Origin of the sequence: Streptomyces sp. NBC_01294 (assembly GCF_035917235.1) — a bacterium.
GTDB classification, from domain to species: domain Bacteria; phylum Actinomycetota; class Actinomycetes; order Streptomycetales; family Streptomycetaceae; genus Streptomyces; species Streptomyces caledonius.
Genome location: NZ_CP108423.1, coordinates 5,788,384 through 5,809,969 on the forward strand (window position 1 = coordinate 5,788,384; position 21,586 = coordinate 5,809,969).

Consider the following 21,586-nt stretch of genomic DNA (forward strand, 5'->3'; position numbering starts at 1 on the left):
CACGCCCGTACGGGTGAGAGGGCGCCTCCCCCCACCGTACGGGCGTGTCCCGTCACCCGCGCGGTGTGGCTCCGCGCTGCCCCAGCATGTCCGCCATCAGGGTGAGCTCCGAGCGCTGTGCGTCGACCATGCCCTGGGCCAGCTCCCGCTCGACCGGGGTCACGCACTGCTGCGCACACCCCTCGGCCATCGCGACGCCGCCCTTGTGGTGGTCGGTCATCAGCTGGAGGAAGAGCACCTCCGCGTCGCGGCCCGAGGCGGAGTCCAGCCGGGCCAGCTCCTCCTTGGTCGCCATGCCGGGCATCAGCGCGCCGGGCGCGGCGCTCTGCCCCGCGTGCCCGTCCGCGTGCCCGCCGCTCGCGTGCCCGGCGTGTTCGCCGCCCGTGCCCATCCAGGACATGGGCGGCTCGCCGGCCACCACCTTCGGCAGCCCCCACAGGTCCAGCCAGCCGAGCAGCATGCCCCGCTGGTTGGCCTGCGTGTTGGCGATGTCGTACGCGAGGGTGCGCACCGCCTCGTCCTGGGTGCGGTCCCGCACGATGAAGGACATCTCCACCGCCTGCTGGTGATGCACCGCCATGTCCCGGGCGAAGCCGGCGTCCGCCGAGTGGAGCCCCGGCGTACGGGCCTCCTCCGTACCGGAATCGCCGCTCGCGGCGGTGACCGTGGCCGCCGCCGCGAACAGCAGCGCCAGCAGGACGGCCGTGCCCGCGGCCCAGTACGTACGGGGGGTGCGGGGGCTCACTTCTCGGCCACGCCGCTCGTGCAGGCGGCGCCCGGCTCCGGGGTCTGCTGGCCCTGCACGTACTTGGTGAAGAACTGCGCCACCCGCGGGTCGTCCGCGGTGTCCACGGTCAGCTGCTTGCCCCACGCGCTGAGCATGATCGCGCCGGCCTGCTCCTTGACCGGGCTCATCAGCGTGTACGGCGTCTTGCCGACGGTCGCGGCGAGCTTGTCCACCTCGGCCTTGGCGGCCTTCTCGTTGTACGTCACCCAGACGGCGCCGTGCTCCAGCGAGTGGACGGCGTTCACCTCGGGCACCGGGTTCTTGTAGACGTCGCCGTTGCAGTTCATCCAGCGGGGGTGGTGGTCACCGCCGACCGGGGGATTCATCTCGTACTTCACCGGGGTCTCGACGTGGTTGCGGCCCAGGTTCTTCGCGTCCCAGGTCTGCTCGCCGGAGACCGGGTTCTTGCGGGCCGTCTCGACGGCCTCCTTCTTGCGCTGCTCGTCCTGCTTCTGGTCGATCAGCACCCAGGCGCCGAAACCGACGAGGCCGACGACGATGGCCGACGAGGCCGTGATCGCGATCGCCTTGTTGCGCCGATCCCGTGCCTTCTCGGCGCGGCGCATCTCGGCTATGCGCGCCTGGCGGGAGTTCGGGTCGGTGTTCTGCTGGGTCCTGCCGGACTTGCTGGCCATGTGCCCTGGTTCCTTCTGCTGAGGGGGGTGGACGGAACGCGAAAACCGGACCTGTCAGGTCCGCAGCACCTGGAGAGCATGCAGGTCGGGGGCGCGCGCCTGCGGCTCGGGCGGCCGGACCCGCCCCGTCCCGGCGGTGTCCGCGGCGGGCGACGGCTCGCCGCCGGCCACGGTCACGGCGGGCGGCGGCACGGGCAGGACGCCCGGGGTCACGTGCGCGAGGGACGAGCAGCCGGGCCGGTCGTGCGGGGACACGCAGACGACCTGCACCGAGGCGTGGGTCTTCGCGTGCGCGGCGGTTCCGTGCGTCACGGTTCCGTGTGTCGCGCCGTGCGCCCGCACGGCGGCCGGGACGCGCGGCGGCTCACCGGGGCCACCAGGGCCATCAGGGCCACCGGTGTCACCGGGGCGCGCACAGAGGAACAGCACGCCGGCCAGCGCCCCGAGGACCGTCAGAAGGACGGCACGCCGAAGCGCGAGACGTCCGCGACGTCCCCGCTGCGTGTACTGCGGGCCCCCCATGGGCGCAGATGGTAATGCTCATGACCGGCCCGAGGTCAGTGCGGGGGTGCCGTGAGCTTTCCCGGGTGCGTAATGTGGCGGAAACCACCACTGGCGATACTGGGCCGGCCCGACTGTGCCCCCACCTTCGCGGCGGTGGTGCACAGGCCGTCTGAACTGCGAGGATGAAGGCATGGACAAGCAGCAGGAATTCGTCCTCCGGACGCTTGAGGAGCGCGACATCCGCTTCGTGCGCCTGTGGTTCACCGACGTACTGGGCTTCCTCAAGTCCGTCGCGGTCGCCCCCGCGGAGCTGGAGCAGGCATTCGACGAGGGCATCGGCTTCGACGGCTCCGCCATCGAGGGCTTCGCACGGGTCTACGAGTCCGACATGATCGCCAAGCCGGACCCCAGCACGTTCCAGATACTGCCATGGCGCGCCGAGGCCCCCGGGACCGCCAGGATGTTCTGCGACATCCTGATGCCGGACGGCTCCCCGTCCTTCGCGGACCCGCGTTACGTCCTCAAGCGCATCCTGGCCAAGACCTCCGACCTCGGCTTCACCTTCTACACGCACCCGGAGATCGAGTTCTTCCTGCTGAAGGACAAGCCGCTGGACGGCACCCGCCCGGTGCCGGCCGACAACTCCGGCTACTTCGACCACACCCCGCAGAACGTGGGCATGGACTTCCGCCGCCAGGCGATCACCATGCTCGAATCGATGGGCATCTCCGTCGAGTTCAGCCACCACGAGGGCGCCCCCGGCCAGCAGGAGATCGACCTCCGCTACGCCGACGCCCTTTCGACGGCCGACAACATCATGACCTTCCGCCTCGTGATGAAGCAGGTCGCCCTGGAGCAGGGCGTCCAGGCCACCTTCATGCCGAAGCCGTTCTCGGAGTACCCGGGCTCGGGCATGCACACCCACCTCTCCCTCTTCGAGGGTGACCGCAACGCCTTCTACGAGTCGGGCGCCGAGTACCAGCTCTCCAAGGTCGGCCGCTCCTTCATCGCCGGCCTGCTGCGCCACGCGGCGGAGACGGCGGCGGTCACCAACCAGTGGGTCAATTCCTACAAGCGCATCTGGGGCGGCTCCTCCCGCACCGCCGGCTCCGGCGGCGAGGCCCCCTCGTACATCTGCTGGGGCCACAACAACCGCTCGGCCCTGATCCGCGTCCCGATGTACAAGCCGGGCAAGACGGGCTCCTCCCGCGTCGAGGTCCGCTCGATCGACTCGGGCGCCAACCCCTACCTCACGTACGCCGTCCTCCTCGCGGCCGGCCTCAAGGGCATCGAGGAGGGCTACGAACTCCCGGCGGGCGCCGACGACGACGTCTGGGCCCTCTCCGACGCCGAACGCCGCGCGATGGGCATCGAACCCCTCCCGCAGAACCTCGGCGAGGCCATCTCCCTGATGGAACGCAGCGAACTGGTCGCCGAAACCCTCGGCGAGCACGTCTTCGACTTCTTCCTCCGCAACAAGAAGCAAGAGTGGGAGGAGTACCGCTCGGAGGTCACGGCCTTCGAACTCCGCAAGAACCTCCCGGTCCTGTAAGGGCAGGTCAGAGCAGGTCAGAGCCTCATCGGGGCATGCGCGACCCTCCGGGCCGGTGGTCATCGACCACCGGCCCGGAGCCGTCTCATTCCCCCGGGCCGTCGGAGCGGGGGTGGGGGTCAGTCGTCTACGGTCGCGAGCCATTCGGTCAGGAGGTTGCCTACCTCCTCGGGGCGTTCCTGCTGGAGCCAGTGGCCGGCGCCGTCCAGGATGTGGGTGGCGTGGATGTTCGGCAGGGTGTGCTCGAAGGCCTTGATGACCTCGCCCAGCATGACGACGCTGCCGTCCAGGGCGCCGCCGATGAACAGTGACGGCTGGGTGATCGGGGCCCCCGCGTGCGGCTGGAGGTCCTCCCAGTCCTGGTCGAAGTTGCGGTAGCGGTTCAGCGCGCCGACCAGGCCGGTGCGCTCGAACTCGCCCGCGTACACGTCGAGGTCGGCGTCGGAGAGCCATGCGGGCTGCGCCTGGGGGAAGCGCTCGCGCATCTGGTGGCCGGTGGGGACCAGCACCGCCGGGGGCTCGGTCGGGCCGGCCATGGTGTCGGGGGACATGGAGGCGTAGAAGCCGCGCAGCCAGCCCCGTACGTCGGGTTCGATCTCCGCCTCGGCGCGGCCGGGCTCCTGGAAGTAGGACACGTAGAACTCGTGCTCCGGGGGTGCCATGTGAGCGAACACCTCACTCGGCTTCTGTCCGCCCGCCGGTGCGTAGGGGACGGACAGCAGGGCGACCGCGCGGAAGGTGTCCGGGGCGAGGAGGGCGGAGTTCGCGGCGATGACCGAGCCCCAGTCGTGGCCCACGATCACGGCCTGCTCCTCGCCGAGGGCCTTGACCACGGCGACGTTGTCGGCGACCAGGTCGCCGATCCGGTAGGCGGACACGTCGGCGGGCTTGGAGGAGCGGCCGTAGCCGCGCACGTCGATCGCGACGGCCCGGTATCCGGCCGCGGCCAGTACCGGGAGCTGGTGGCGCCAGGAGTACCAGGACTCCGGAAAGCCGTGCAGCAGCAGGACCAGCGGGCCGGCGCCCTGCTCGACCAGGTGGATCCGGCCCGCGGGGCCCTCGACGGTGCGGTGGACGGGCTCGGGGGTGGCGCCGTTCGCCATGATGATCATCCTTCAACTATGCATGTCGAATGACACGGGGTGGTCAGGCCCGTGCGCCAGCCGCTCCCCACGGTTGCTGATCCGCTGTCAGTTCCGTTCCAACGGTGCGGGCACAGTTGAAGGTTCTCCTGTTGAAGGGGGAACATCCCGCCCGCCGAAGGGCTCCGGAACGCCATCGCCGGGGGCGGCGAAGGGGAGTAGCGTCGTAGGTGAGACAGCCGTGCTGAATCCCGCCCGTGTGCGGATGGCAGCGGGCGTCTCCTTCTCCCGTGACGGCAGCCGAGTCGGCGCAATTTCCGGGGGTGCGGGAGAGCGACACCTTCCCGACAACCCGAGGAGTCATCGTGTCCGGGGAACTGCTCTTCTACAGAGATGACAACGGCGTCATAGCCACCGGTCGCCTGGGGAGCGACGGCATCTTCACCCAGCTCGCGGACGGACGGCTCGGCGAGGACTGGACCCGAATTGTGGCGGTGGGGCGGGAACTCCTCTTCTACCGCTCGGACAACGGCGTCATCGCCACCGGCCGCCTGGGCAGCGACGGCATCTTCACCCAGCTCGCGGACGGAAAGCTCAGCGACGGCTGGACCCACATCGTCCCCCTCGGCCGCGAGCTCCTGTTCTACCGGGCCGACAACGGCGGCATCGCCACCGGCCGGCTCGACAGCAACGGCATCTTCACCGGCCTCGCCGACGGACGGCTGGGCGAGGACTGGACCCGTATCAACGCCCTTGGCCGCGAGCTGCAGTTCTACCGCTCGGACAACGGCGTCATCGCCACCGGCCGCATCGACACCAACGGCATCTTCACCCAGCTCGCCGACGGACGGCTCAGCCCGGGATGGACCCACATCGACACCCTCGGCCGCGAGCTGCAGTACTACCGCTCGGACAACGGCGTCATCGCCACCGGTCGCATCGACACCAACGGCATCTTCACCCAGCTCGCGGACGGACGGCTCAGTCCGGGGTGGACCCACATCGTCGCCCTCGGCCGTGAGCTCCTGTACTACCGCTTCGACAACGGCGTCATCGCCACCGGCCGCATCGACACCAACGGCACCTTCACGGGCCTCGCCGACGGACGCCTGGGGCCGAACTGGAAGATCATCACCGGCATCGTCTGACATGTGAGGGTGTCGGCGGCCTGCGTCGGCGGCCTGCATCAGCGGCCTGTGTCGGCGGCCTGCGTCAGCCGGCCCGCCCGGTGCCAGGTGGGGCGGGTCGGGGTGGCGGGGCTGGTGGACGTGTGGAGTTCGGCGTCCAGGCCCAGGACGGCCGTCGTGATGGTGCCCGTGGGTTCGAGGACCGCCGACGGGGCGCCCGCGAAGAGCATGCGGGACTCCGCCCAGGCGGGTGGGCCGCCGAGGGTCGTGGTGCTGATCGTGCCGCTGTCCGCCCGGCCCGCCACGAGCCGGCCCGCCGCGCCGACCGCGCCGTAGCCGGCCCGGCCGCCCGCCTCCGTGACGCTGGAGGCCCGGGGCCTGGCCGCGGCGCCCGCCGTGACCAGGGCGGTACGCACCACCCCCGAGTCCGGGCGGCGGAAGTACAGGCGGACGCCCGCGCCGTCCGGGGCTGCCGTCAGCGGGACCGTCGTCGCGGGCAGGCCCGTGGGCGACGGCCCGAGCAGCGGGGCGTCCGGGGTGGGCTGGGTCCACGCCAGGACCGACGTCGTGGTCGTGGCGTACACGTGGCGCCGCCCTGCGGCGTCGACCGCCGTCACGGGGTCGCTCTGCAGGTCCTCGCCGCCCAGGCGCTGCCAGGGCGAGAAGTCGCCGTCCGGCTGCTGCACGGTGGCGCGCAGGGTGCGGCGGGAGTCGCGCAGGTAGACCGTGAGGCGGCCCTGCGGGTCCACGGCAGCCGCGGGGGAGCTGATCGCCGAGGTGCCTTCGTCGTCGGTCTTCTCGGGGGTGCCGAGCGACTGCCACGGGCCGAACGGCCCGTCGGGCGCGGACTGGACGGCGTACACGACCTCGCGCCGGTACTGCGCGGGCACGGAGCCGAACAGGGTGCGGGTGGCGAGGACGGCGACGCGGCCGTCGGGGAGGCGGGCGGTGGTCGCCCCCGGGTCGATGCCCGTGCCCGGGAGGAGGGCCGGTCCGGCCCAGGCGCCGTCGGTGCCCCGCGTCCAGTACGCCATCCGGCCGTCCAGCGCGGCGAACGCCCACAGCCGGCCGGGCGTTCCCTCCGTCAGCCAGGAGGTGCTGTCGGCGCGCGTGTAGCGCAGCGACTGGGCCCAGTTGCGCCCGGTCGGGCTGCCCGCGACCTTGCGGTCGCCGCAGCCCGAGGGGCTGCCGCAGTAGTCCTGGCGGTCCTGCCAGGCGTAGGTCCGCAGGAAGCCGGTCTTCGTCTCGGCCGTCTGCGGGTCCAGCGAGTGCGGGAGGGTGCTGTTGTGGTAGCCGAGGTAGCTCTGGACCGTGAAGTGCGGGCGGCGGTGGACCTGGCCGGCGTAGGCGGCGGCGGCCGCCTGCGCGAAGCGGGCGCCGTACATGTGGTCCTGGTGGTCGGTGAAGCGGCCGTTCTCCCCGTAGCGGCCCGGCGTCGGATCCTGCATCCGTATCGTCGTCGGCCGGTACTGCTCCAGCACCCCGGCTATCGCCTGTATCAGCTGGTCCTTCGTGTACGAGAACGGCTCCTTGACCGGGGTACCGGAGGTCAGCTGGGCGTCCAGCGCGGGTATCCGGCCGTTCCACAGGCCGCGCAGGCTCGCGGGGTTGTCCCCGCCGGTGCTGCGTGCCTCGCGCAGCATCAGCCACACCAGGTGGACCTGCGGCTTGGCCATGAGGACGTCGACCTCGGCCCGGCCCCCGCCCGCCGTGGGGATGACGGTGCGCCGCCACGCGCTGGTGCGGTCGCCGGTGGCCATCTGGGCGTAGGCGGCCCGGATGCCGTTCTGCCTGGCCTCCGCGTAGTGGGTGCGGTCGGCGGGCTGCTCGGGGTCCCTGGCCGCGCCGCCGTGGGCCTCGTTGCGGCCGTCGGACTCGCCGGAGGTGAGGAACGCGGTGGTGACCTGGGTGCCGGACAGCAGGGAACGGCTGAGGTCGGGGTTCATGAAGAACAGGTCGTCGTCGGGGTGCGCGACGACCTGGACGACGGACCCGGAGGTGACGCTCGCGGGCAGGACGGTGGCCGCGTTCTTCTCCTGGGTGGCCTCGGCCGAGGTCTGCTGGCCGGTGGCCACGGAGAGCACGCCGGTGGCGCCGGCGGTCAGCACGGTGAGCAGAGCCGCGAAGCGGCGGCGGGTCACGGGCATCGGTCATGCCTTCGGTTCGTTCCGGGCGGGAGAAACCGCTGAGCAGTCAAAGAGAGGCGGAATCAGTGGAGTTGGTTCACCGATTCCGCCGATCACTCCTGCCTTCTGCACACGACCGGACGTGAATGCGCGGGATGGAGCCGTTGGTCCCGTTATGCGAGATGACCCACAAGTGGCCCGGATCTGAACGACGAGGGCGCGCCCGCGGACATCAGCGGGGACAGCTCCCACGGGTCGGCCGCCCGGCCGTTCCAGGGCTCCGGGGCCTGGCCTGAGGGGCCGGGGAGTCCGTCGGGCAGGGGGCTCCTCGTGGCCGGTCGGCGGGGGACCCGGCCCCATCACGCCACACGTCTTCGGTTGCTCCGAAAATCCAGGTCATGGTGCATGCCGGTGAGTCGAACGCCTGCTCCGGCTAGGCTCACCCCAGAGCACGCCAGGGCAGTGGCAGCGACGACCGCAGGAGGCGGCGGGATGACAGTCCCGGGACGCAGGAGCAGCACCTTCATCCGGCTGCTCCGCAGCGGTTTCACCGACCCCTCCGCCGCCGCCCGGCTGCTCGACGCCGACGCGCTGGCCGCCGTACGCACCGATCCGGTGCTGCTCGACGCCCTCGGGGCGACCGCCGACCCCGACCTCGCCCTCCTCGGGCTCGTACGGCTCGCCGAGGCGCAGCCGCCCGACGAACTGCCCGGGCTCCTCGACACCCTCGTCAGCGCCAAACCCCTCCGGGACCGGCTCCTCGGTGTGCTCGGCGCCTCCGAGGCCCTCGGCGACCACCTCGCCCGCCACCCCCGCGACTGGCTCAGCCTCGTCACGTACGAGGCCGCAGACCTGCACCCCGGACTCCCCGAGTTCGAGCGCGGCCTCGCGGACGCCCACGATCCCGTCGCCCTGCGCGTCGCCTACCGCCGCTGCCTGCTCTCCATCGCGGCCCGCGACGTCTGCGGCACCATCGACGTCGCCCAGACCGCCGCCGAGCTCGCCGACCTCGCCACCGCCACCCTGCGCGCGGCCCTGCGGATCGCCTCCGCCGCCGCCCCCGAGGACGCGGCGATCTGCCGCCTCGCCGTCATCGCGATGGGCAAGTGCGGCGGCAACGAGCTCAACTACGTCTCCGACGTGGACGTGATCTTCGTCGGCGACAGCGCCAACGGTGCCAACGGAGGCAACGGAGGCAACGGAGGCAACGGCGCGGACGGCGTCGACGAGGGCAAGGCCCTCCAGGCCGCCACCCGCCTGGCCTCCCACCTCATGCGGATCTGCTCCGAGACCACCGTCGAGGGCACCATCTGGCCCGTCGACGCCAACCTGCGCCCCGAGGGCCGCAACGGGCCCCTCGTCCGCACCCTCTCCTCCCACCTGGCCTACTACCAGCGCTGGGCCAAGACCTGGGAGTTCCAGGCACTCCTCAAAGCCCGCGCCGTGGCCGGTGACGCGGCCCTCGGGTCCGAGTACATCGACGCCATAACGCCCCTGGTCTGGCAGGCCGCCGAACGCGAGAACTTCGTCGCCGACGTCCAGAAGATGCGCCGCCGCGTCGTCGACAACATCCCCGCCGCCCAGGTCGACCGCGAGCTGAAACTCGGCCCCGGCGGCCTGCGCGACGTCGAGTTCGCCGTCCAGCTGCTCCAGCTCGTGCACGGCCGCAGCGACGCCACCCTGCACTCCGGCACCACCCTCGACGCCCTCCACGCCCTCGCCGCCGGAGGCTACGTCGGCCGCGCCGACGCCGCCCAGCTGCACGACGCGTACCGCTTCCTGCGCGCCATGGAGCACCGCATCCAGCTCTACCGGCTGCGCCGCACCCACCTCGTCCCCGAGGACGAGACCGACCTGCGGCGCCTCGGCCGCTCCATGGGCCTGCGCACCGAACCCGTCGCCGAACTCAACAAGGCCTGGCGCCGGCACGCCTCCGTGGTCCGCCGCCTGCACGAGAAGCTCTTCTACCGGCCGCTGCTCGACGCCGTCGCCCAGCTCACCCCCGGCGAGACCCGGCTCTCCCCGCGCGCCGCCGGCCAGCGCCTCGAAGCCCTCGGGTACGCCGACCCGGCCTCGGCCCTGCGCCACCTCGAAGCCCTCGCCTCCGGCGTCACCCGCAAGGCCGCCATCCAGCGCACCCTGCTGCCCGTGATGCTCGGCTGGTTCGCCGACTCCGCCGACCCGGACGCCGGCCTGCTGAACTTCCGCAAGGTCTCCGACGCCCTCGGCAAGACCCCCTGGTACCTGCGCCTGCTGCGCGACGAGGGCGCCGCCGCCGAGAACCTCGCCCGCGTCCTGTCCGCCGGACGCCTCGCCCCCGACCTGCTGATGCGCGCCCCGGAGGCCGTCGCCCTGCTCGGCGACCCCGAAGGCCTGCAGCCCCGTACGCACGAGGCGCTCCAGCAGGAGGTCCTCGCCGCAGTCGGCCGCGCCGAGAACCCCGAGGCCGCCGTCGCCGCGGCCCGCGGCGTGCGCCGCCGCGAGCTCTTCCGTACGACCGCGGCCGACATCATCGGCTCCTACGGCACGGAGGACAACCCGGCCGAGGAGGACCACGGCGCCCTCGTCGACCGGGTCGGCGGAGCCGTCTCCGACCTCACCGCCGCCACCCTCGCCGGCGCCCTGCGCGCCGCCGTCCACAGCCACTACGGCGACACGCTGCCCACCCGCTTCGCCGTCATCGGCGTCGGCCGCTTCGGCGGACACGAACTCGCCTACGGCTCCGACGCCGACGTCCTGTTCGTCCACGAACCCCGCGAGGGCGTCGACGAACAGGAAGCCGCCAAGGCCGCCCAGACCGTCATCGCCGAAATGCGCAGGCTGCTCCAGCTGCCCACGACCGACCCGCCGCTGCTCATCGACGCCGACCTGCGCCCCGAAGGCCGCTCCGGCCCGCTGGTGCGCACGCTCGCCTCCTACGCCGCCTACTACCGGCGCTGGTCCCTGACCTGGGAGAGCCAGGCCCTGCTGCGCGCCGAGCCGGTCGCCGGGGACGAGGAGCTGGGCCGCCGCTTCATCGAGCTGATCGACCCGCTGCGCTACCCCATGGAAGGGCCCGGCGAGGACGCCGTACGGGAGATCCGCCGGCTCAAGGCCCGGATGGAGTCGGAGCGGCTGCCCCGCGGCGCCGACCCGACCCTGCACACCAAACTCGGCCGCGGCGGCCTCAGCGACGTCGAGTGGACCGTCCAGCTGATCCAGATGCGGCACGCGTGGGTCGAACCGGGCCTGCGCACCACCCGTACCCGCCAGGCCCTCGCGGCCGCCCACGCGGCCGGGCTGATCCCGACCGAGGAGGCGCAGATCCTGGACGAGGCCTGGGTGCTGGCGACCCGGGTCCGCAACGCCGTGATGCTGGTCCGCGGCCGCGCCGGGGACACCTTCCCGGCCGAGGCCCGCGAACTCGGGGCGGTGAGCCGCTACCTCGGATACGCCGAGGGCACGGCCGGGGAGATGCTGGACGACTACCGTCGCATCACCCGCCGTGCCCGGGCGGTGGTGGAGGAACTGTTCTACGGGGGCTGATCCACGGGGGCCGGCTTCTCCCGGCCGCCGGGTGTCAGCGCGCCGTACCGAAGGCCTGCGTCCAGTAGTTGCCGGGCTGCGCCAGGCCGATACCGATCTCCTTGAAGGCGCAGTTCAGGATGTTCTCCCGGTGGCCCTGGCTGTTCATCCAGCCCTCCATGACCTTCTCGGGAGTGCTGTAGCCGTAGGCGACGTTCTCGCCGTACGTCCTCCACGTGTACCCGGCGCGGGTGATGCGCGTGCCCGGGTCCGAGCCGTCGGAGCCGGTGTGGGACATGTTGCTGTGGGAGGCCATGTCCGCACTGTGGTCCTGCGCGGCCTTCGTGAGCTTCGCGTTGAGGGCCACGGCCGAACATCCGGCGGTGGCGCGCTCCTGGTTCACGAGGGCGAGGACCTGCGCGACGGCGCCGCTGGCCGGCGGGGCGGCGGTCGCCGACGGCTGCGGCGCCTGCGGCTTCTCGGTGGCCACCGGCGGCTTCTCCGGCTTGGGCTGGGAGGGCGGGGAGGTCGGTGCGACCGGCTGCGCGGGCGCCTCGGGGCTGCTCGGGGAGGCCTCGGCGGGGCTGCTGCTCGGCGACGCGGCCGGGAGCGGGGCGTCCACGGGCGCCGGGCTGCTCGGAGTGGCCGAGGGCGCGAACTGCCACGGGCGCTGCTGCTGGTGGCTCGCGGTCCGCGTCCGGCTGTTGCCGTTGTCCTGCGTGTCGAAGCAGGCCATGGCGGCGGTGGGAACACCCACGATGGCGAGCGCGCCGACGCCGATGACTATTTTCTTGTAGGACGACTTCTTCCGATGCTTCTGCATGCCTGACCTCATTCAGTGATCGCGAAGCTTCCGGCGCCGGAATCGCAGGACGCCGGAGAGGCCGCCATTCTTAAAAGCGCCTGAATGGCCTGGCAAGTTTCCGCTGATCACGAGCCCGGGGCGGTCGGCAAGCGGCTTGAATCAGGACCGCGATCGTGCATCATCACGATTTGGTCACTCCCGCAACCGTCTGATGGGTAATCAGAAACAGCTGTGACCTGGCCGGTCGGGATCGGACCCATCGGTGCCGCGGATTCCGTTTCCGGCGGAGAGGGGAATGTCAATTCCAAAAGGGACAAATATCGAAATGTCGGAGGGTTAATGCTCCGTCAAGAACGCCTTCGACCAACAGACGCGACGTGACGCATGTCACTGTTTCCCGCTCGTCTTTGCCGTGAACGCGCCCGTCGGACGACCATCCGGCCATGCCCGGCTGCCGGCGGAACCGCCACGCCGCCCGCGGGCCGTGGATAGGGTGCTCGGATGTTCACAGTTCGTCGCGCCGGCCAGTACGACGGGGACGCCCTCGGCGAGATCCACGCCGCGGCCTGGGAGGCGGCCTATGCCCCCTTCTTCGACCCGGAGTTCGCCGCACGAGGGGTCGAGAGCAGGCGAACGCGATGGCACGAAAGGGTCGGGCGGCCGGGCCCCACGATCCTGGTGGCCGAGCACGCGGGCCGTCCTCTGGCGCTGTCCGCCTTCGGCCCGTCATCGACCCGGCCGGGTCTCGCCGAGATCCTCTCTTTCTACTGTCACCCCGACAGCTGGGGCAGCGGCGTCGCCGCCGCCCTGATGACCGAGACCCTGGACCACCTGCGCGACGACGGGTTCACCCGGGCACACCTGTGGACCCTGCGCGACACCGCACAGTCCCGTCGCTTCTACACCAAGTGCGGCTTCACCGACCGCGGCACCGCACGCCCCCACGACTTCGGCGACGGAAACCCCCTCGTCCAAGTCGAATACGAGCGCGCATGCTGACACCCGCGAAGAACACGGTTCTCGAGGGGGCCGGACCTGGCGCGGGGCGGGCGGGCGCTGGTTGGATGCCGGGATGAGCCAAGACCTTCCCGACGGTTACGAGATCTCCACCGACGCCGCCCGACTGGACGTCGGGCTCCTCCACCGGTGGCTGTCCGAGGACGCGTACTGGGCCCTCGGGCGCAGCCGGCAGAAGCAGGAGGACGCCATCGCGGGCTCCTTGAACTTCGGCCTCTACGACCAGGCCTCCGGCGCGCAGCTCGCGTACGCCCGAGTCGTCACCGACCTGGCCACCTTCGCCTGGCTCTGCGACGTGTACGTCGATCCGGGCGCCCGCGGCAAGGGGCTCGGCGGGGCCCTCGTCGACGCGGTGTGCGCGCACCTGGACCCGTACGGGCTGCGCCGGGTCCTGCTCGCCACCGCCGATGCGCACGCCGTCTACGCCCGGTCCGGCTTCGAGCCGCTGGCCACGCCCGAGAAGTGGATGGCTCTCGGGGAGCAGTAGCCGTCCCCGGGCGGCGGGACCTACGCCCGCCCGCGGACGCGGTTCAGCAGTTCCGACGCCGGGTGCGGACCCGCGTGCTCGGGGTGGCGCGGCAGGCTGTGGGGCATCGAGCCGTACCAGGAGCGCGAGACGGCGTAGCCGAAGGCCAGGCAGAGCAGGCCGCCCACGGCGTCGAGCCAGAAGTGGTTGGCGGTGGCCACGATGACGACGAGGGTCACCGTCGGGTAGAGCAGGCCCAGGATCCGGGCCCAGGGGGCCGAGGCGACCGCGAAGATCGTCAGCCCGCACCAGAGCGACCACCCTATGTGCATGGAGGGCATGGCCGCGTACTGGTTCGACATCTGCTTGAGGTTGCCGGAGGCCATGGAGCCCCAGGTGTGGTGGACCAGCACGGTGTCGATGAAGTTCTGCCCGTTCATCAGCCGGGGCGGCGCGAGCGGGTAGAGGTAGTAGCCGACCAGGGCGACGCCGGTGGTGGCGAAGAGGACGAGGCGGGTGGCGGCGTAGCGCCCCGGATGGAAACGGTAGATCCACACGAGCACGCCGATGGTCACCACGAAGTGGAGCGTGGCGTAGTAGTAGTTCATGCCGACGATCAGCCACGTCACGGAGTTGACCGCGTGGTTGACCGACTCCTCGACGGCGATGCCGAGGGTCCGCTCGAAGTTCCAGATCCAGTCGGCGTTCGCGAGGGCGTCCGCCTTCTGCTCGGGCACCGCGTTGCGGATCAGCGAGTACGTCCAGTAGCTGACCGCGATGAGCAGGACCTCGAACCAGATCCGAGGCCTGCGGGGGGCGCGCAGCCGGGAGAGCAGGGCGCGGTCGGACCCCGGGCGGGTCTCCGTCTCGGCCACGGTGGGTGTCGAGACATCCGTCCGGGTTTCCAGTGTCTTCACGCTCGATTCACCCATGGGGAGAGAGTCTGCCAGATGCGTCCTCGTCTCCGATCATCCCTCGGGACGGTCTTCGCCGCAGCCGATCCGCCTTGGGGAGGACACGCTCAGCCTTGGGGAGGACGCGGCCCTTACGGCCTGCGCCGCTGCCCGGGGCCGGAGGCCGTGGAGCCGCGCACGACCAGTTCGGGCAGGAAGACGAACTCGCTGTGCGGGGCCGGCGTCCCGCCGATCTCCTCCAGCAGGGTCCGGACGGCCGCCTGCCCCATCGCCAGCACGGGCTGGCGGATGGTCGTCAGCGGCGGGTCGGTGAACGCTATGAGCGGGGAGTCGTCGAAGCCGACCACCGACACGTCCTGCGGCACCTTCAGCCCCTGCTGCCGGGCCGCGCGGATCGCGCCGAGCGCCATCATGTCGCTCGCGCACACCACCGCCGTGCAGCCGCGCGCGATCAGCGCGGCCGCGGCGGCCTGGCCGCCCTCCAGCGAGTAGAGGGAGTGCTGGATCAGCTCCTCGATCTCGGCCTCGCCGAGTCCGAGCCGGTCCTTCATCCCGAGCCGGAAGCCCTCGATCTTGCGCAGGACCGGCACGAAGCGCTTCGGTCCGACCGCGAGCCCGATCCGGGTGTGCCCGAGCGCGGTGAGGTGGGTGACGGCGAGCTGCATCGCGGCCCGGTCGTCGGGGGAGACGAAGGGGGCCTGCACCTTGTCGGAGAACCCGTTGATGAGGACGTAGGGAACGCCCTGCCCGCGGAGTTGGTCGTAGCGGCCCATGTCGGCCGTGGTGTCGGCGTGCAGGCCGGAGACGAAGATGATCCCGGAGACCCCGCGGTCGACCAGCATCTCGGTCAGCTCGTCCTCGGTGGACCCGCCGGGCGTCTGCGTGGCCAGCACCGGCGTGTACCCCTGCCGGGTCAGGGCCTGGCCGATGACCTGGGCGAGCGCCGGGAAGATCGGGTTGTCCAGTTCGGGAGTTATCAGGCCGACGAGCCCCGCGCTGCGCTGGCGCAGTTTCACGGGCCGCTCGTAGCCGAGCACGTCGAGCGCGGCCAGCACGGATTCACGGGTGCCTGCGGCCACGCCGGGCTTGCCGTTGAGCACGCGGCTGACTGTGGCTTCGCTGACCCCCGCCTGGGCTGCGATGTCGGCTAGCCGTGCGGTCACGGGATTGGACTGTACCGGTCGGACGTTCACCATGACCACCACGTGCACGAATCCGGGGGAAGCCGGACGGTGCGGCCGTCCGTCTCCACGGGGGAGCTGGAGAGGACGGGACGCCCGGGCGCGGGAAGTTCGACCGGGGAGGACCGGCTGTTGAGGGTGCAGGCGAAGCCGGGGCGGGTGAAGAGGAGGACACCTTCGGGCGCGGGCTGCCAGCGCATCCCGGAGGAGTACGGGGCTTCGGCCGCGGGATCGGCCCCCGCTTCCGGGGCGCCCAGACCGGGCATCGCCCGGCGCAGCTCCAGGGCGGCGCGGTAGAGCTCCAGCGTGGAGTGCGGGTCGCCGGTCTGGGCGGCGACGCTGAGGTCGCGCCAGCCGGCGGGCTGCGGGAGCCAGCTCCCGGCCGGGCCGAAGTCGTACGGCGGCTCCGAACCGGACCAGGGGATCGGCACCCGGCACCCGTCGCGCAACCCGTCCTGCCCGGCCGCCTCCGGCGCGGTCTGCGGATCCGCCTCCGGCGCGGTCTGCGGATTCACCTGCGGCGCGGCCTGCGAACCGGCTCCCGGCCCGGCGCCTGCCCCGGCCTCCGGCCCGGCCCCCGTCCTGGCCTCCGGCCCGGCACTGTGCCCGGCCCCCGTCCTGGCGGCTGCTCCGGCCCCCGGCCCGGCCCCCGGCCCGGCCCCCGGCCCGGCCCCCGGCCCGGCCCCCGGCCCGGCCCCCGGCCCGGCCCCCGGCCCGGTACCCGTCCTGGCCTCCGGCCCGGTGCCTGCTTCGGCCTGCGGCCCGGTACCTGGCCCGGCTCCCGGCCCGGCGCCTGCTCCGGCCTCCGCCCCGGTACTTGGCCCGGCCCCCGGCCCGGCGGGGGTGCCGGGCATCGCGCGGGGGTGGGCGGCCGGCCCGGCGGGGGGCTGTGCCTGTGGCACGGGTGCGGACACGGACGCGGTCCGGTTCGTGCTCGTGGCCGCTTGCGCGGCAGCGGCCGGGCAGGTGCCCGGTCCGGCCTGAGGCCCGGCCGGAGCGCCGGTTACGACGGCGAGATCGGGCACCGCCCGTGGGGCGGTGGCCTCGCCCCTGGCGACGCTCCCGCCCCCGGCCAAGGCTGCGAGCTCGTCCCCGGCCAAGGCCCCGGCCCCGGCCACCGTCCCGGCCCCGGCCAAGGCCAAGGCCCCGGCCACCGCCTCGTCCCCGGCCCCGGCCAAAGCCCCGCCCCCGGCCACCGCCTCGGCCCCGGCCTCGGTCTGCGGGCCGGTGGGCTGGGCGGCGCACGCGGGGTTCTGCTGGCGGCGCCCGCGGCGGAAGGCCGGGTCCTGGCGGACCTCGTCCGGCAGGTCCACCACCTCCGGGAGGCCGAGCTCCTCCCCCTGGTAGAGGTACGCCGACCCGGGCAGGGCCAGCATCAGCAGCGCGGCGGCCCGCGCCCGGGCCAGGCCCCGGGCCCCGCCCCCGTACCGGGTCACATGGCGGACGACGTCGTGGTTGGACAGCACCCACGTCGTCGGGGCGCCGACCGAGGTGGTGGCCGCCAGGGACTCGTCGATGACGGTGCGCATCGCGGCCGGGTCCCACGGGCAGTTCAGGAAGCGGAAGTTGAAGGCCTGGTGCAGTTCGTCGGGCCGCACGTACAAGGCGAGCCGCTCCGACGTCGGCGCCCACGCCTCGGCGACCCCGATGCGCGGGCCCTCGTAGGAGTCGAGGAGGCGGCGCCAGGAGCGGTGGATGGCGTGGACCGCGTCCTGGTCGAAGAAGGGGAGCGGTTCGGTGCCGATGAGGGTGGCCTGGGCGCCGCGCCCGATGTCCGGCAGGCCCGGGGCCTTGACCATGCCGTGGGCGACGTCGATGCGGAAGCCGTCGACGCCCAGGTCGAGCCAGAACCGCAGCACGGAGGCGAACTCGGCGGCGACCTCCGGATGCTCCCAGTCGAGGTCCGGCTGCTCGGGGGCGAAGAGGTGCAGGTACCACTGGCCGTCCGGGGTGCGGGTCCAGGCCGGGCCCCCGAAGATCGACTCCCAGTCGTTGGGGGGCTGCGCGCCGCCGGGCCCCCGCCCCGGGCGGAAGTGGTAGCGCGCCCGGGCCTCCGGGTCGCCGGCGAGGGCGGCGCGGAACCACGGGTGCTGCTCGGAGGTGTGGTTCGGCACCACGTCGATGATGACCCGCAGCCCCAGCGCGTGCGCCGCCCGGACGAGCTCGTCGGCGTCGGAGAGGTCCCCGAAGCGCGGATCGACGGCCCGGTAGTCGGCGACGTCGTAGCCGCCGTCCGCCTGCGGGGAGACGTAGAAGGGGGTGAGCCACACGGCGTCGACCCCGAGGCGGGCGAGGTGGGGGAGGCGCGAGCGGACCCCCCGCAGGTCCCCGATGCCGTCGCCGTCACTGTCGGCGAAGGAGCGCACGTACACCTGATAGATGACGGCATCGCGCCACCAGCCACCGCTCGCGGTCGCGTTGCTGGAAGAGCTTGCAAGCTGGACGGCCGTCGAGTCGTGGGTCATATCGGGGTCAACGCGGGTACATGCCCCCTGGTTGCGGGCCCGGACAGTCGAAGGTGACTCGAACTAACAGCAAGCTGCGGCAACCGTCCGGACACACGGATGTAACGATCAGCGTCTCTTGCAGAAAATTGCCGCAAGGTCTTTCGGTCCTCTTTCAGTCTTGTTACGTTCCTGGCAACTCGGGACCGCGAGGGCGCGGCCGGGATCATCGAAGGAGTTCATATGCGGCGTGGCATAGCGGCCACCGCGCTGGTCGCGGCTTTGGCGCTCGCGGCGACGGCTTGCGGTGGGGACGACAAGGACGCAGCGGGCGGCACCAAGGCGGGCGGCGAGCTTTCCGGCACGGTCACGTGGTGGGACACCTCGAACGACGCCGAGAAGGCCAGCTTCCAGAAGATCGCCGAGGCGTTCACCGCGAAGCACCCGAAGGTCACCGTCAAGTACGTCAACGTTCCGTACGGCGACGCGCAGAACAAGGTCAAGAACGCCTTCAGCAGCGGCTCCGACGCGCCTGACGTGATCCGCGCCGACGTCGGCTGGGTCGCGGACTTCGCCTCGCTGGGCTACCTCGACGAGGTCCCGGCCGAGACGGCGAAGAAGGTCGACGCCGAGTTCCTGCCGCAGGCCGCGGCCAGCGGCAAGTACGAGGGCAAGACCTACGCGGTTCCGCAGGTCATCGACACCCTCGGCCTCTTCTACAACAAGAAGATGCTCGCCGACGCCGGCGTCCAGCCCCCCAAGACGCTGGAAGAGCTGAAGACGGCCGCCGCCGCCATCAAGGCGAAGAGCGGCAAGGCCGGTCTCTACCTGCGCGGCGACGACTCCTACTGGTTCCTCCCGCTGATCTACGGCGAGGGCGGCGACCTCGTCGACGCGAAGACCAAGACGGTCACCGTCGACAACGAGGCGGGCGTCAAGGCCTTCAAGACCGCCCGCGACCTGGTCACCTCGGGCGCGGCGGTCACCAACGCCACCGACGGCTGGACCAACATGCAGACGGCCTTCAAGTCCGGCGAGGCCGCCATGATGATCAACGGTCCGTGGGCGGTCGCCGACACCTACGCCGGTGACCAGTTCAAGGACAAGGCCAACCTCGGCGTCGCCGCCGTCCCGGCCGGTTCGGCCAAGGCGGGTGCCCCGCAGGGCGGTCACGACCTCGGCGTCTACGCCGGTTCGAAGAACCGCGACGCGGCCCACGCCTTCGTCGAGTACATGACCTCGCAGGAGGTCCAGGTGCAGTCCGCCAAGGAGCTGAGCCTGCTCCCGACCCGTACCGCCGCCTACGAGCAGCCGGACGTCAAGGGCAGCGAGATGGTGCAGTTCTTCAAGCCGGCCGTGGACAAGGCCGTCGAGCGCGCCTGGATCCCGGAGAACGGCTCCCTCTTCGAGCCGCTGAAGGTCGAATACACCAAGGCGATCACCGGGGCGTCGAGCCCCGAGGACGCGGCCAAGGCGGCCGGCATCGAGTTCCGCAAGATCCTCAAGGGCTGGAAGTAACGAAACCATGGCTGCTCACACCAGCCAGTCGGTGGCGAAGGCCGCGGGCGACGACGTCGAGAACGACGTCGCCGCCCGCGGCCGGAGCCGCAGGACTGACAGCAGGAATCCCGGTGGACTGAGGCGCGCCCTCGCCACCCACTGGTACGCCTGGGCGATGATCACCCCGGTGGTACTCGTCCTCGGCGTGATCATCGGCTGGCCGCTGGTCCGGGGCATCTACCTGTCGCTGACCGACGCGAACGAGCGCAACGTCTCGCGCACCATCGGCGTCCGCCACATCGAGGCCACGTACGAGTTCGTCGGCCTCGACAACTACGTGGACGTCATCAGCGACCCGGTGTTCCTGCAGCGGCTGGTGTGGACGGTGGTGTGGACCGTCGCGTGCGTGTCCATCACCTTCACGCTCGGCCTGGTCCTGGCCAACATGCTCAACCGGGACTTCAAGGGCCGCGCCGCCTACCGGATGGCGCTCATCCTGCCCTGGGCCGTCCCCGGCTTCGTCTCCGTCTTCGCCTGGCGGTTCCTCTTCAACCGCGACAACGGCATCCTCAACAAGATCCTCGACGGTGGCGGCATCGCCGCGATCCCGTGGCTCGACGACCCGACCTGGGCCAAGTTCTCGGTCATCGCCGTCAACGTCTGGCTCGGCGTCCCCTTCATGATGGTCGCCCTGCTCGGCGGACTGCAGTCGATCCCCGGCGAGCTGTACGAGGCCGCCGAGATGGACGGTGCGACCCCCTGGCAGCGGTTCCGGCACATCACGCTGCCCGGACTGCGCGCGGTGAGCATGACGGTGATCCTGCTCTCCACCATCTGGACCTTCAACATGTTCCCGGTGATCTTCCTGCTCACCCGGGGCGGACCAGGAGACTCCACCGAGATCCTGGTGACCCAGGCCTTCCGCGAGGCCTTCATCACCAGCCCGCGCGACTTCGCCGTCTCCGCGACGTGGGGCGTGCTGATCCTCCTGCTGCTCATGATCTTCGCGCTGGTCTACCGGCGCTCGCTGCGCAAGCAGGGAGAGGTGTGGTGACCATGTCCTCCACTCGTACGCGGGGCGGCCGTTCCCCGCTCGCCTCCGTCGGCCTGCACGCCACCCTGATCATCGCCGGCGTGATCGCCGTCTTCCCGGTCCTGTGGATCCTGCTGACCTCGCTCAAGCCGCAGCAGCACGCGATCACCACGGACTTCGTCAAGGAACCGACCCTCGGCAACTACACGTACCTGCTGGAGTCGAGCCACTTCCTCAGCTGGTTCGCGAACTCCGTCCTGGTCGCCGGCGTCACCACCGTCCTCGGTGTGTTCATCGCCGCCACCACCGGGTACGCGGTCAGCCGGTTCAAGTTCCCCGGCATGAAGCCGCTCATGTGGACCCTGCTCATCACGCAGATGTTCCCGATGGCGATCCTCATCGTCCCGCTCTACAACCTGATGGGCGACCTCGGCCTGCTCAACCAGCCGGTCGGCCTGATCATCACCTACCTCACCATCGCCGTGCCGTTCTGCGCCTGGATGATGAAGGGCTTCTTCGACACCATCCCGGTGGAGATCGACGAGTCCGGCCGTGTCGACGGGCTCAACCCCTTCGGCACCTTCTGGCGGCTCATCCTGCCGCTGGCCAAGCCCGGCCTCGCCGTCACCGGCTTCTACTCCTTCATCACCGCCTGGGGCGAAGTCGCGTACGCCTCCGCCTTCATGGTCGGTGACGAGAACCTCACCCTGGCCGGAGGCCTGCAGACCTTCGTCACGCAGTACACCTCCAACTGGGGTGCGATGAGCGCCGCCTCGGTCCTCATCGCCATTCCCGCGGCGATCTTCTTCGTTTTCGCCCAGCGTCACCTCGTCGCCGGGATGACGGCAGGCGCCACCAAGGGCTGACCACCCGTGCCTGCCCCCTCTCACCCCCGGCCCGACCTCTCCA

General features: G+C 71.6%; 17 protein-coding genes. 8 read left to right on the plus strand and 9 right to left on the minus strand.

Annotated features, from left to right (window positions below; genetic code table 11):
• Window positions 1–52 precede the first annotated feature (52 nt).
• From OG534_RS26155 to OG534_RS26165, 3 genes are read right to left on the minus strand one after another with little or no spacing between them, the layout of a single operon-like run.
• A complete protein-coding gene (locus tag OG534_RS26155) occupies window positions 53–745 on the minus strand; it encodes a DUF305 domain-containing protein (protein WP_326591154.1) in 693 nt (230 codons plus the stop codon).
• On the minus strand, window positions 742–1,422 hold the full coding sequence (locus OG534_RS26160) for a DUF3105 domain-containing protein (protein ID WP_326591156.1): 681 nt from the start codon (window positions 1,420–1,422) through the stop codon (window positions 742–744). The genes OG534_RS26155 and OG534_RS26160 overlap by 4 nt, the downstream gene beginning before the upstream one ends.
• 54 nt (window positions 1,423–1,476) lie before the next feature.
• Complete coding sequence (locus OG534_RS26165; protein ID WP_326591158.1) at window positions 1,477–1,734, minus strand: hypothetical protein; 258 nt, start codon at window positions 1,732–1,734, stop codon at window positions 1,477–1,479.
• 382 nt (window positions 1,735–2,116) lie between these two features.
• Between OG534_RS26165 and OG534_RS26170 the strand changes: the two genes are divergently transcribed.
• A complete protein-coding gene (locus tag OG534_RS26170; RefSeq protein WP_326591159.1) occupies window positions 2,117–3,478 on the plus strand; it encodes a glutamine synthetase family protein in 1,362 nt (453 codons plus the stop codon).
• 119 nt (window positions 3,479–3,597) lie between these two features.
• Here the strand turns inward: OG534_RS26170 and OG534_RS26175 are convergent, their stop codons facing one another.
• A complete protein-coding gene (locus OG534_RS26175; protein WP_326593850.1) occupies window positions 3,598–4,581 on the minus strand; it encodes an alpha/beta fold hydrolase in 984 nt (327 codons plus the stop codon).
• A 344-nt stretch (window positions 4,582–4,925) separates the two neighbouring features.
• Here OG534_RS26175 and OG534_RS26180 point away from each other — a divergent pair, with 344 nt between their 5' ends.
• Entirely contained in the window at window positions 4,926–5,708 is a 783-nt protein-coding gene (locus tag OG534_RS26180) for a hypothetical protein (protein WP_326591161.1), read from the plus strand.
• A gap of 38 nt (window positions 5,709–5,746) precedes the next feature.
• On the opposite strand, the gene OG534_RS26185 is transcribed toward OG534_RS26180, so the two are convergent.
• Window positions 5,747–7,834, minus strand: coding sequence for a PIG-L family deacetylase (locus OG534_RS26185; RefSeq protein ID WP_326591162.1), 2,088 nt, complete (start codon window positions 7,832–7,834; stop codon window positions 5,747–5,749).
• Window positions 7,835–8,305: 471 nt separating this feature from the next.
• Here OG534_RS26185 and OG534_RS26190 point away from each other — a divergent pair, with 471 nt between their 5' ends.
• Window positions 8,306–11,338, plus strand: coding sequence for a bifunctional [glutamine synthetase] adenylyltransferase/[glutamine synthetase]-adenylyl-L-tyrosine phosphorylase (locus OG534_RS26190; protein ID WP_326591163.1), 3,033 nt, complete (start codon window positions 8,306–8,308; stop codon window positions 11,336–11,338).
• Window positions 11,339–11,372: 34 nt separating this feature from the next.
• Here the strand turns inward: OG534_RS26190 and OG534_RS26195 are convergent, their stop codons facing one another.
• Window positions 11,373–12,140, minus strand: a complete 768-nt coding sequence (locus OG534_RS26195) for a CAP domain-containing protein (RefSeq protein WP_326591165.1) — start codon at window positions 12,138–12,140, stop codon at window positions 11,373–11,375.
• A 483-nt stretch (window positions 12,141–12,623) separates the two neighbouring features.
• On the opposite strand from OG534_RS26195, the gene OG534_RS26200 reads away from it, so the two are divergent.
• Together OG534_RS26200 and OG534_RS26205 are read left to right on the plus strand one after the other, a co-directional pair.
• Window positions 12,624–13,121, plus strand: a complete 498-nt coding sequence (locus tag OG534_RS26200; RefSeq protein WP_326591167.1) for a GNAT family N-acetyltransferase — start codon at window positions 12,624–12,626, stop codon at window positions 13,119–13,121.
• A gap of 73 nt (window positions 13,122–13,194) precedes the next feature.
• Window positions 13,195–13,626: a GNAT family N-acetyltransferase gene (locus tag OG534_RS26205; protein ID WP_326591169.1), complete on the plus strand. Its 432-nt coding sequence runs from the start codon at window positions 13,195–13,197 to the stop codon at window positions 13,624–13,626.
• A gap of 20 nt (window positions 13,627–13,646) precedes the next feature.
• Here the strand turns inward: OG534_RS26205 and OG534_RS26210 are convergent, their stop codons facing one another.
• From OG534_RS26210 to OG534_RS26220, 3 genes are all read right to left on the minus strand, one after another.
• Window positions 13,647–14,537 (minus strand): phosphatase PAP2 family protein, encoded by an 891-nt coding sequence (locus OG534_RS26210; protein ID WP_326591170.1) that lies wholly within the window; start codon window positions 14,535–14,537, stop codon window positions 13,647–13,649.
• A gap of 113 nt (window positions 14,538–14,650) precedes the next feature.
• Window positions 14,651–15,682, minus strand: a complete 1,032-nt coding sequence (locus OG534_RS26215; protein ID WP_326591171.1) for a LacI family DNA-binding transcriptional regulator — start codon at window positions 15,680–15,682, stop codon at window positions 14,651–14,653.
• Window positions 15,683–15,708: 26 nt separating this feature from the next.
• Window positions 15,709–18,165, minus strand: a complete 2,457-nt coding sequence (locus OG534_RS26220) for an alpha-amylase family glycosyl hydrolase (protein WP_326591172.1) — start codon at window positions 18,163–18,165, stop codon at window positions 15,709–15,711.
• Window positions 18,166–18,387: 222 nt separating this feature from the next.
• Between OG534_RS26220 and OG534_RS26225 the strand changes: the two genes are divergently transcribed.
• Genes OG534_RS26225 through OG534_RS26235 form a run of 3 tightly spaced genes read left to right on the plus strand, consistent with a single transcriptional unit; the run spans window position 18,388 to window position 21,543 of the window.
• Window positions 18,388–19,662 carry an extracellular solute-binding protein gene (locus OG534_RS26225; RefSeq protein ID WP_326591173.1) on the plus strand — a complete coding sequence of 425 codons (1,275 nt, stop codon included), beginning with the start codon at window positions 18,388–18,390 and terminating at the stop codon, window positions 19,660–19,662.
• Window positions 19,663–19,669: 7 nt separating this feature from the next.
• The gene (locus tag OG534_RS26230; protein WP_326591174.1) at window positions 19,670–20,698 is read left to right on the plus strand and encodes a carbohydrate ABC transporter permease; all 1,029 of its coding nucleotides are present in this window, start codon (window positions 19,670–19,672) and stop codon (window positions 20,696–20,698) included.
• Between the two features lie 2 nt (window positions 20,699–20,700).
• Entirely contained in the window at window positions 20,701–21,543 is an 843-nt protein-coding gene (locus OG534_RS26235) for a sugar ABC transporter permease (protein ID WP_326591175.1), read from the plus strand.
• The last annotated feature ends 43 nt before the right edge of the window (window positions 21,544–21,586 follow it).